The 12,195-nt window shown below is 43.4% G+C and carries 6 protein-coding genes; all 6 read left to right on the forward strand.

Going from position 1 to position 12,195, the window contains the following annotated elements; all coding sequences use genetic code 11:
* The first annotated feature begins 11 nt into the window (after positions 1-11).
* Positions 12-8,228, forward strand: coding sequence for a PilC/PilY family type IV pilus protein (locus GA520_RS09495; RefSeq protein ID WP_163336836.1), 8,217 nt, complete (start codon positions 12-14; stop codon positions 8,226-8,228).
* Positions 8,229-8,330: 102 nt separating this feature from the next.
* A complete protein-coding gene (locus tag GA520_RS09500) occupies positions 8,331-8,762 on the forward strand; it encodes a hypothetical protein (RefSeq protein ID WP_163336835.1) in 432 nt (143 codons plus the stop codon).
* An 878-nt stretch (positions 8,763-9,640) separates the two neighbouring features.
* The gene (locus tag GA520_RS09505) at positions 9,641-10,186 is read left to right on the forward strand and encodes a GspH/FimT family protein (protein WP_163336834.1); all 546 of its coding nucleotides are present in this window, start codon (positions 9,641-9,643) and stop codon (positions 10,184-10,186) included.
* Positions 10,183-10,863 (forward strand): prepilin-type N-terminal cleavage/methylation domain-containing protein, encoded by a 681-nt coding sequence (locus tag GA520_RS09510; RefSeq protein WP_163336833.1) that lies wholly within the window; start codon positions 10,183-10,185, stop codon positions 10,861-10,863. Before GA520_RS09505 ends, GA520_RS09510 begins: the two co-directional genes overlap by 4 nt.
* A gap of 1 nt (position 10,864) precedes the next feature.
* Positions 10,865-11,434, forward strand: a complete 570-nt coding sequence (locus GA520_RS09515) for a prepilin-type N-terminal cleavage/methylation domain-containing protein (RefSeq protein WP_163336832.1) — start codon at positions 10,865-10,867, stop codon at positions 11,432-11,434.
* A 12-nt stretch (positions 11,435-11,446) separates the two neighbouring features.
* Positions 11,447-12,103, forward strand: coding sequence for a PilX N-terminal domain-containing pilus assembly protein (locus tag GA520_RS09520; protein ID WP_163336831.1), 657 nt, complete (start codon positions 11,447-11,449; stop codon positions 12,101-12,103).
* The last annotated feature ends 92 nt before the right edge of the window (positions 12,104-12,195 follow it).

Raw genomic sequence — 12,195 nt, forward strand, 5'->3', positions numbered from 1 at the left:
CAGGATTGCAGATGAACAAAAAAACAATAATAAAATTAATTGGTCTGTTGTTAACGTTGGTGCTTGTAGTAGCAGAAGTGTCATTAGCGGACGTTAATGTTGTTGCCAATGATCCAGTTGCCAGTGAGCCATCAGCAGATGGTCAGTTTACTGTGACCACTACATCTCCAGTTGTCGGTGATACAACTGTTACATATTCAGTAGATACGGGGAGTGGTCACGCAATTGAGGGTACAGATTATCAATGGTTGAGCGGCAGTGTCTTAATACCTGACGGTAGTTCGTCTGCAACTATTGATGTAAATGTACTGGATGATACAAGGGTTGAGGGTGATCAAACAGTCACTGTCAGATTAACAGGGGCCAGTCCGAGTGCTGGAGCAATATCTACCACACCGGCAACCGTAACCATAGAAAGTGATGACATTGCCAGGTTGACAATCTCTGATGTAAGTAGAGGGGAAGATTCGTCCACTCTCTCTTTCACTATTACCTCTGATAAAATTGTTGTTGGTGTACCCGTTGAAGTCAATTTTGCAACAAATCCAGTTAGTGCTGATGCTGGCTTAGACTTTGTATCAAATAGTGGTGTGGCAACGATATTGAATGGTACCTCAGCAGACGTAGTGGTGAGCCTGCAGAGTGATGATATTGTTGAGGCGGATGAGACGTTTGAGTTGAAGTTAACTTCAGCAAGCTCTAATGCCTTGATAGATGATGATACCGGAGTGGCAACAATTATTGATGCAGATGTAGCTGCCATCTCAGTTAATGATGTCAGTATCAATGAGAGTGATGGGCAAGTATCATTCAGTATTGCCTCTGACAAGACGATTGAGGGGACCACTGTAAGTGTTCTCTATTCGACAGCTGAAGGAACAGCTAAAGCATCACTGAATGATTACACTCCACAATCCGGTACCGCAACTATTTCTTCTGGAAATACAACAAACATAAATGTGCCAGTGCTTGCGGATACGGTTGTTGAAAAGGATGAGATCTTCTATTTGCAAATACTCAACCCATCCCCAAATGCGACGATTGTTGATTCACTTGGGGAAGGAACAATCGTTAATGATGACATTCCTACCATAACTGTAAATGATTCGTCCGTTTCAGAAGGAAATGGTACTGTCTATAACGCTTCTGGAATAACCTATCAATCAAGTTTGGAGATCGCAGCTGATGCTGAGCTGCAATTTGATTATAACGTACTATTTTCTGAAACTGACTCAAGTGACTTTGTCGGCGTAACTTCTGGTACAATAGCAATTACAACTGGTCTTGCTGCCAATAGCAGCAGGAGTGTGCCGCTGACAATTTCCGCAGATGAAGTTGTTGAGTATGACGAAGATTATGTCGTACAGTTAACAGGGGCCAGCATCGTTGATGGAACTGGTACACCGGTTGCTTCAGATACTGCTAACGGAGTAATTCTTAACGATGATGTTCCAGTTCTAAGCCTGATTACTGCTACCAATTTTACACCGGAAGGTGACCCGCCTGCCTCGGGGACCTTCGCCGATTTTACCGTGGAAAGCGATCATGTCATCGCTCCGATGGTGCTTGTGACTTTCGATGTTACAATCACACATGGCACTACAGAGGCTGGTGACGTCCAAACAGGCACGTTTAACTATTCCATCCACAGCGGAAACCAACGCGAGATTTCCGTTGGTATTATTCCTGATCTTATTGTCGAAAACGATGAAAGTTACACAGTAACTATATCAAATGCCAACCTTTCAGACAGCGCAGTTAATGCGCAAATAAGTACAACACCTGGTGGCAATGATGCAACTGGTGTGATTCAAAATGATGATTTTCCAACCATTACTCTCAATGACACCTCTGTTCTAGAAGGTGACTCTGGGGATGCTCCCCCAACTGATCCTAAATTTACAGCAACAACAGACCTCGAGATAGATGCAGATACAAAGGTTGTTGTCGATTGGCATATGGTTCATGGAACGACCAATGAGACCGAAGATTTTGTAGCACCTTATTCTGGAACCATTGAGTTTACTGGTGTAGCCGCAGGAGATAGCGTATTTATCCCAGTGTTGATTTTCGGTGATATTGACGTGGTCGAACCGGATGAGAAGTATACTGTAGAGTTATCTAATGGAGCCATAACCGATGTTGCAACATCGTCCCTGGATTTTGGTCTCGCGGATGTTACAGATACCGGGGATGGTACCATCCTGGCAGATGAATTTTATGTCACCATGATACCTGGAAGTGGCGGAGAGATAATACCCGTTGCCAACACAATGCCGGACCCTCTTGGTTATTCAGAAAGAGTTGTTGTTAATCTGAATTCACAGCCTATTTTCGAAATATCGACTGCTGACCAATCGACTTTCTGTGATCATATTGAATCTATAACAGCAGAGGGTAGCACCAATACGGGTTTTGATAACGGGTCTCATTCAATCGATTACACCTTTTCACCAATTACAAAAAGTGAAACCATAGAAGCGACATTTACTGTGGACAGGTGGCAGGTAACATCAAATATAGTTGGTGAGTCACATGGGGCGATAACTTCAAGTGACTACCATGACGGTTGTACTAGTCCCATTTATACGGTGCAGCGAGATGGTGATTATCACATTAGTTTTGTAGATGTGGACGGTACGTTTGTTGAAGGGCCAAACGTTGCCCCTTTTACAACGGAAACCTTTAATTATGAGTATACTGATATTAGTGCTGACCATACCATTACTGCAGCATTCACCCAGATGATTACAGTTATAGAGGATTCAGACTATGGGACAATTTCTCCTGATCCAGGTGATGACCCTCTCGAGGTTTCGTACGATTATTTACCTGTGTTCACTATCGAAGCACTGAGTCATGCAACAGCTGCAATGCCGGCTGTAAACCACATTCACCATATCTCTGACATCATCGTAGATGACGTTTCGTCTGGCATCAGGGGGGATGACGAAACAGGTCCCTATAACTATACCTATCCAAACAATATAACCTCTGATTCCACCGTGGAAGTTCAATTTACTGGATTTGTGGATGTGGAAATTAACGGTCCGGGTAAGGTGAGTTTGGGATTACAGGAAGTTACCGGTACAGGTTCCATTGAGTTTGAGGCTGATACAGATCAAATTGTGCTTATAGAACCGGGTATGGGCTATCATATTGAGCAAGTACTAGTTGATGGTGCCGATGTCGGCCGGGTTTCAGAGTACAATTTTAATGAAGAAAGCCCTGTTGACCATGTGATGGAGGTCAAATTCTCCATCGATTGGTATAGCATAGAGCCATCATCCACCTTTGATACTATATTCGATGATGCTGGTGAGAATACTCTCGCAACAACCAAGTATCCGACGTACGGGGATGACCTTTCTTTCTACGTCGATCTCAATGATCCTGCACATGCTATAGAAGCAATCTTCATAGATAACGTTCGAATCTCATTACCTGCTACTGACAGTACATACACAGACCCTGGTGGTGTATATGAACTGAACAATACGGCGGATGATACCCTGGAGGTGAAATTCACCAACGTTACAACAAGTCATCGTCTTGTGGTGTTAGATTATGATATTACACCTATTTCAGATGTTCCACTTGTAGCCAGCTCCGTTACTGCTCCTGCTAATATCATGTATATCATTGATGATTCCGGAAGTATGAGTTGGTCAACAATGGTTCCTGGTATTGAGCAGGGTAAGTTTTGCGTTGGTGGTACCGGTGCATACTGTTCTGGTGGTACACGCTACACGAGTGTTTTACAGCCCGGTGGACAGATTCCGGAAAGTCGTCGGATGTTGTGGAAATCGCAGTGGCTGGAGTATAACAGGACGTACTATAACCCGGATGTCACCTATGTTCCCTGGCCTCGTGTTGTCGAGGTCTCTGAGAGGATCACCGGGGCAGATAAAAGAACAGCTGCCGATGCGGATACGTATGCTCCAAGATTTCACCCCCTGGATGATTCGTCTGTTTTAATACTCCCGAACACCTTTGCAACCCTGGAAACGAAACAGATAATTGATGATGAAGACCCTGGGTTTACTGTATCAAACTGGAACCACTGGAAGGAGAGGAATGCCGGTGATTCTTATAATAATGATAACCGAAGAGCACGCGGAACAGCAGCAAATAAGTGGGCGACATATACATTTATCCCAACCAAAGACGCAGAGTATGAGGTACTTGCGAGTTGGGATGGGTATACTCCACTTGAAGATAACGTTCCGTATACTATTAGTTGTCCGACATGTATACCTGTGATTAATGATACTGTTTATGTTAACCAAAAAGTTGATCAGCACCCATACAATGGTGATCCAACGTATTCACTTGGGAAGTATGATTTCGAGCAAAGGAAAGAGGTTACCGTTACTCTCACGGATACTTTCGGAAGGGAAGATTCTAGTGATTATGATGCGGTAAAAATAGTTGCGGATAGTGTGGTTATTCCTAATGCTCACTACTATGTCTGGTCTGATCTTGATAATGCTCCTTATCTTGTAACTTTCGACTCCGCTACTTCCTCATTACGTTACTATAGAGCTAGTGGAACAAATATTGATAAGAACACTGACAATTTTGACGATGAAGTAACTCAATTGGAAGAGAAGACTGGGGCTGATATTCCTTCAGACGTGGTTGAAACTGATGATTACGCAACGGCACTTCAGAATTTTGCAAACTGGGTGACGTATTACCGCGAGAGGCGTTGTGCGGCAATATCTGCTGTTGCCAGGTCCCTGGTAGCGATGGATGGAGTGCAGGTCGGACTGAGCCCATTAAACGATTGGAGCTATGCGACACCGGTCAAGAAAATAAAAGTGGATGGTGAAGATTACACAGATGAACTACTCGAAATCCTGTATGACTGGAAAGCGAGTGGCGGTACTCCTTTGAGGAACGCCTTAGAGGAAACCGGACAATATTTCGCCAATACCGATACTGGTGATTGGTCAAGCAGTTTGCCATCTCCGCTTGCGAGTGAGGAAGATGGCGGTGCTTGTCAGCAGAATTTCGCAATACTTATGACCGATGGTTACTACAACGGTGGTGGGTACGGAAGTTATAATGCCGACAATGACAATACCAGCTTTGTTGATTCGGATGGTGATTATCTCTATTCCGGAGGTGCAACGAATACACTGGCAGATATTGCCATGTATTTTTATGAGACAGATATTTCCTCAACGTTACCCAATAGTGTCCAACCGAGTCCCGAAGAAACTGAAACACATGATGACCCTGCCAATTGGCAGCATATGGTCACCTATACAGTATCTTTTGGTTTAAACGGAACTCTTGATCCAGATGATTACGAACTCCGAGTTGATGCTGTTACGCCAAATTATCCGGATTGGCCAGGAGTGAATACAAATGAGCCGGAAACAATTGATGATCTCTGGCATGCAGCGGTTAATGGTCGAGGGAAATTTCTGAGCGCGAGTAACCCTGATGATCTTGTGAAGTCATTATTATCTATTATAGAAAATATCGCTAAAAGGACTGGGTCTGGAGCCTCTGTATCAATTAATGGGGACGATCTTTTTGAAACCATAGGCAGTGATATAAGGACGTATCAGACATCTTATAATACTTCCAGTTGGTATGGCGATCTTCGTAGTTTTAAAATTGTATCTTCTGTAGCAGACGAGGTCTATGATGCTGATGACAATGGTATTTTTGATACAAGTGTCTGGTCTGCATCTGCCGAGATGCAGAACATGAGTTACACCAGCCGAAAACTTTTTACCTTTAATACCGACACAGAAGCCGGAGCAGAGTTTTCAACAACTGCCGGGAATCTTTCAGATGAGCAGGTTAAACTCATGACCCCCTATTTTGCGTACGGTACCAGGACAAATGATAATGTACTGGATTACTTGCGGGGTGATAGTAGTTATGAGGTTAGTGGTGGTTTTCGGACAAGGGTCGAACCTCTCGGGGATTTCGTTAACTCTCAAGCGCAATATCTTGATGAAGTGCTTTACGTTGGAGGTAATGACGGGATGCTTCACGCGTTCGATGCGACCGATGCTAATGGCGGCGAGGAAATTTTCGCCTATATTCCAGGGTTAGTTTATCAAAATTTACGTGAACTCGCGAATCCTGGGTATACCCATAAATTCTACGTCGACAACACTCCATATGTGACGGAGGTGAGTGACAACCTCTCCATGCTTGTTGGTGGGTTAGGCAAAGGTGGTAAAGGATACTTCGCGCTTGACGTTACGAATCCAGCTGGGTTCAGTGCAGCTAACGTGATGTGGGAATACCCGGCACCACCAGCTATTCTGATAAAGGATCAGACCTCTATTTCATTTAGCAATCCTGGAGGCGGGAATGATTATATCCGCGATGGCGGGGACGGATTCACCGGGCCATCGTTTGCGCCAGGCAGCTATATTACCGTAATAGGTGCTGATTGTACGAATTACACTAATAACGGTACATTTAGAATTCTCGCCAGAAATTCAGATGGTGAGATAGAAGTTGAAGATGGCAGTCTTATTGATACATGTGGTGATGGAAATTCCGTAACCATCACAGAATCGATTTCTGACAAAGGGATTGGGTATTCATTCAGCGGTGCACTTCTCCTTAAGACCAACGACTCTAAAATTAACCCAAGTCATGAACTGGAAGGATATGTCGTGATTTTTGGTAATGGGTATGCAAGTGAAGATGGTACGGCACAACTGTATATTCTTGACCCGGTCAGCGGTGATGTCTTGAAGAAATTTGACACCGGGGTAGGGCCTGCGAACGGCATGTCCACGCCGAAGGCCATTGATGTCGATAACGACCTGACTGTTGATTATGTATATGCTGGTGACCTACTCGGCAACATGTGGAAATTTGACCTTACTGCAGGGAGAGGTGACCAAACTGAGACGAGTAATCCAGATAAGTGCACAAACTCTGTTAAATGCTATGAGGACTGGCAGGTAGCATTTTGCGATGGAGGGGACCAAAGCACTCATTGCAATAAGGCTGGTGCTGTCCCCAAACCTCTTTTTAAGACAGCTAAGAATCAGGCGATTACAGCTGCACCGGATGTCTCGAACCATCCAAGTTATAATGGGTATATCGTGGTCTTCGGTACCGGTAAATTTCTTGGTCAGCCTGACCTGACCTCTACATACACACAATCCTTCTACGGCTTGTGGGATTGGGCACCTGATCAGTACGATGCAGGATATCTAGGTGAGCGCATAGATTCTCTTGAAGATATAGACAGAGACGGCCGACTCGATGTTGATGAGGATGCGAACAATAATGGAGTTCTTGATGTTGGGGAAGATATTGATGGAGATGGCAACCTAGATATCGATGAAGATCTCAACGGGAATGGCAAGATTGATGCCCTCACTGCTACCACAGTGAGCAATTCCCCTAATCGAGATGCGACAGATAATCCCTTGAATACACTACTGAGACAGGAAGCGCTTGTTGAGCAGGAAATTTCTGAAGACGCTGATGGAGATGGTAATCTAGACGTAAACGAGGATAAAAATAATAATCAGGTTAAAGACCCGGACGAAACTGACGAAAACGGTGATGGAGATTTCGATCTGGTCGATGAGGACGTCAACCAGAATGGAGTTTTGGATACCTATGACTATTATCGTATAGTCACTCAGTATAGTGCTGATTGGACCGTCGGTTCAACCATTGACGTTAATTATGATGGTACCAAAGATCCAAAAGATAAAGTTCCCCAGAATAACGTTGGTTGGTATTTTGATCTCCCAGGCAAAATTACCGCCAATGATAATGTCGATAATGACAATGATGGAATTATTGATGAAGCTGGAGAGCGTGCACTGGGTGAACGAGTCACAACAGATGCACTTATCCGTGATGGTCGTGCCATTCTCATATCCTTTGGAGTGACGGGCTCCGTTTGCGACGTCGGGCTCTATTCATTTCTGAACGAGCGGGATTACGAAGACGGGGGTCGTTTGGATTACGCTGTTTATGATATAGATGGAGACGGTGATGTCGATGAAGATGATATGGTCATGATTTACGAGAATGGTGAAGGTGATGAAGGACCGCCTTCTGATGTTGGGGAAGAAGGGAGGATTTTCAATCCGGCAATCCTCGAAGATCCTTTGAACCCAGGGACAGAGATTAAACTTATGAGTACGTCTACAGGTAAAATCACGACGGTAAGGGAAAAAGCTGAAAAGAGAGGTGTGTATTACTGGCAGCAGATTCAGTAGTGCAATTTACTACAAGACCAGTGGCGCCATATATATTGACTGATGAAAGCTGGCAATCAGAGATGTGGTGCGGATAGCGAAATATTGGTGAGGATTACTATAATGAATGGAGTGAAGAATTTTTTCAAATTCGGCTTATTGGTACAAATGCTGCTCTTTGTTACGTTGTTACCAATAAATGTTTCTGGTGAAGAGCCTGAAGATCCGGTTCAGAATGAAGAATCACAATCTGATTATACCGCCCCACGCGGTTGGATAAACGCTATAGAGGATTCGTCAGTCATTATTGATGATACGTATTATGTGTTTACTTCGCAGACACGATTTTTCACTAATAAGAGTCAATTGCTAAACGGTTCTTTTGTCACGTTTGAACTCCTCAAGGAGAATGACATCGCAACCATATCTCTTGCTGAACCAACTGAAGAGGATATGTATATGAAACCTGCTGCGTCAGTCAAAAAGAGTAGTACTGGGGATGGTGAAAAGGATGACTCCGGCCCGACTCTAAAAGATGGTGTATGGGTTTACTGATTAAATTATAGTTAGTTCCCGTCCTAAAACTACCCTTCTGCCCAATTTCAGTGTTCCGGCTAAATTATTTATCCTCCGAATATCGTACATATGCGTGCGGTAAATAATTTAGCCACGCCTCGATATTGAACAGAATGCTGAGTTTTAGGATGGGAACTAGTTAGGTTATTGACACCCTGATGAAAGACCAGATGCTACCGTTCTTTTATCAGGGTTTTTTCATTTTACGTTTTCAGCTCTGAGAATGTATCTTTCCTGATGAGATCTCGAGTGAATCTTGGGATCATCTCATTATCAATGCAGTCCTCCTGCAGTCCATAAAGCCACCTGAGACGAATTTATTTCGAGTTTTTTCATTCCAATCCTGTTTTGTAAAAATATTTAATACAAATATTGACTAGTGACAAAAAATGTCACGCTTACATCGTTGTATCCTGAAAGTTAACTCTTGAATATCACGTGTAGTACTTCGACAATGATAAAGAGGCCCGCATGTTGCAAAGAAAAGTGTAGTGAAATAAGGTCCTACAGGAATTATGCATGGTGGTCATTTATTTTGTGACGAAACGGTTCTGCGATCGTTAATTATTTTAGAGGGTTCCATTCTTTATGAAGTTGAGAGCGTTTTAATGACGTTTTTTCATCTCTGATGAAACCGAAAATGAGGTATTTGGCATAATTTTTTTTGTAACCCGAGTATCAGTGTCAATTTGGAAATGTGGGAAAAAGGGTCAATAGATAGTGGTGGGTGAGCTTGACGTTCTAAGAAATCTATGAAGATAATGGAAAGGATGGAAAAAATTCTTTATTTAACTCTTGAGATGCAAATGCTAGCAGGATTCAAGGCAATAATTACCAGACATAATGGACACTAATTTATGATAGAACCTGAAATCAAAAAAAAAGTACAGATTATTGCAGATAAGAACACTCACAAAAGAAGTGGGGGCTTTTCACTTATTGAGTTGGTGGTGATCATAGCAATTATTGGTGTTATAGCAGCAATCGCTGTGCCTTCACTCCTGTCTAACCTACCAAATATACGACTTAAAAGTGCCGCACGGGACCTGTACTCAAATATGCAGAAAGCGAGAATGGGGGCTATTAAGGAGAATACCAAATGGGCGATCAAGTTTGATTCCGATGGCAAGAGTTATACTGTTTGCTCATCGTGGGTGTCATCAGCGGATTATTTTACAGAAAAAACAGTTAATCTCACAGAATATAATGGTGATATTAGCCATAAACCCGGGATTGCCCCATATGACCAATACGCTAACAATACAGTTATTTTCAACTCACGAGGCGTTGGAAATAAAGGTTCAGTTGAGCTTAAAAATAAATTGAATACAGAGTTTATGGTAAGCACTCAGCCAAGCGGGCTTGTTCAGTTGAAAAGAAGGGTAGGGGGGGATTGGAAATGATCATTTCGAATAGACAAAATAACACCATCCTCACCACTAGAAATGGGTTTACTTTAGTTGAATTGATGGTTGGTCTGGCTATAACCTCGGTTATTATTACAGCAGTGTTTGCTGCTTATACAACACAACAGAGGCTTTATGTGAGTCAAGACCAGATTGCAGAAATGCAGCAAAACCTTAGAGCCGCAGTGGACTATATGGCAAGAGAGATCCGGATGGCTGGATACGACCCGACAGGTGAGTCTGGTGCAGGTTTACTTGCGACATCAGATGATGATCTTTCTCTTGATCAAATGAGTTTTACTCTGGATGCCAATGAGGATGAAGACACCGCTGATGATGGGGAGCACTTTCGTTTTCATTTTTCTACAGGTTTAGCGACCGACTTTGCAGTTGAGGTTCGGGATGGAGGTGCACTTACATCACAGGTTATTGCTGAAAATATTCAGGCTGTTGAATTCCTTTATCTCGATAAGGACGGGGATCCAACCCTTGTTCCTGAAAACGCGCGATCTGTAAAAGTGTCGATGCTTGCTCGGGCTGGTGATCAGGACAGGAAGTTTCAACACACATCGACGTATACAACACCATCAGGAGCAACATGGGGTCCATATAACGATAGATATAGGAGGCGCTTTGTTATGGCCAATATTCAACTCAGAAATGTTGGGATATGATATGCGAAAAGTAATTGAAAGCCAACAAGGCTTCACTCTGATAGAAGCGCTTACTGCTATGGCGATTCTTACTATTGGAGTGATTTCTCTCTACACCATGCAATTTACGGGTGCGAAGGTTAACACTATAGCTAACGTGAAGAGCAGTGCTTCGATAAACGGGGCCAATCAGGTTGAAAACTTTTTTGCTACAAGATTTAACGATGACATGCTTGAAGATGTTGATGGGGACGGCACTGGTCAGGATAGTGAGAATAATGGTACGCTGCCTGAGGGGAATGGGGTTGATGATAATGGCGGAAATTTTGGTTTAGGTGATTATCAATGCTGCCAGGATGGTAATGATCCACTAGGCAATGCTGTGGCAGGTTGTGTGAACAAGGCAGACGGGTGCATGGTGGTTGACGGGACGTATCAAGTCTATTGGAATGTCGCAGTCGATGAACCAATGATAAATACCAAGAAGGTTGCTGTGTATGTTGTCAGGAGTGGACCTGGTGGGCTCAAAGGCGTCGATTATGAATATATAGTCGGACGAGATATGCAAGGAATGAAACCTGCTGCAGAATAGTTGGAGGAAAATATGAAAACCATGGGAAATAATGATGGTTTTGTACTGGTTGTGACACTGCTCGTTCTTGTCGTCCTGAGTATAATTGGAATTTCAGCAACAAATACATCGTTTCTTGAAAATACGATTGCGGAAAACGATAGAGTACAGAGAAAAGCCCTATATCAGGCTGAGGCTGGAACAACCCTGGGGACGAACATAATTGAGGAAAATATAAACTGTCCTGTCGGGTTTGATTCGACAGGGAATGTGGTTGATACATATACTGGAAATTCACTTGCCGTAGCGGACCTGGAAGGGGTCATACGGGTCTATCCTAGAGGCACTAAGGGGCTGGCATTATATTACAAAGACTATCCTGTAATGGATACAAGCTGTCAGGTAACATCCGGTGACCCGGATATCGACTATCCCATTGCCAATATAGGCACTGGTTCTCAGGAAACATCAATCTGGGTAGGAGGTGGCTCAAAAATGCTTCCGGGCGGTTCACTGCAGATGGCGGCCGGTTATGAAGGAAAAGGAAAAGGTGCAGCCGGTGGTGGTACACAGAGGGATTATGAAATAGTCGCCAGGCAGCAAGGGTTGAATAACGCCGAGAGTACTGTGATTTTGGGTTGGCGACACATTATCGGATCAGAAACATATGAGTGTCGATATGAACTTTGATACGGATATGGGAAAAACCATGTCAAAACCAACGTCTAAATGGAGTATTACTATAATACCTAAAGGTACAATATTGTACTGGCATAGAGTTG

The sequence above is a fragment of the Desulfopila sp. IMCC35008 genome (assembly GCF_010646885.2).
GTDB lineage: Bacteria > Desulfobacterota > Desulfobulbia > Desulfobulbales > Desulfocapsaceae > Desulfopila.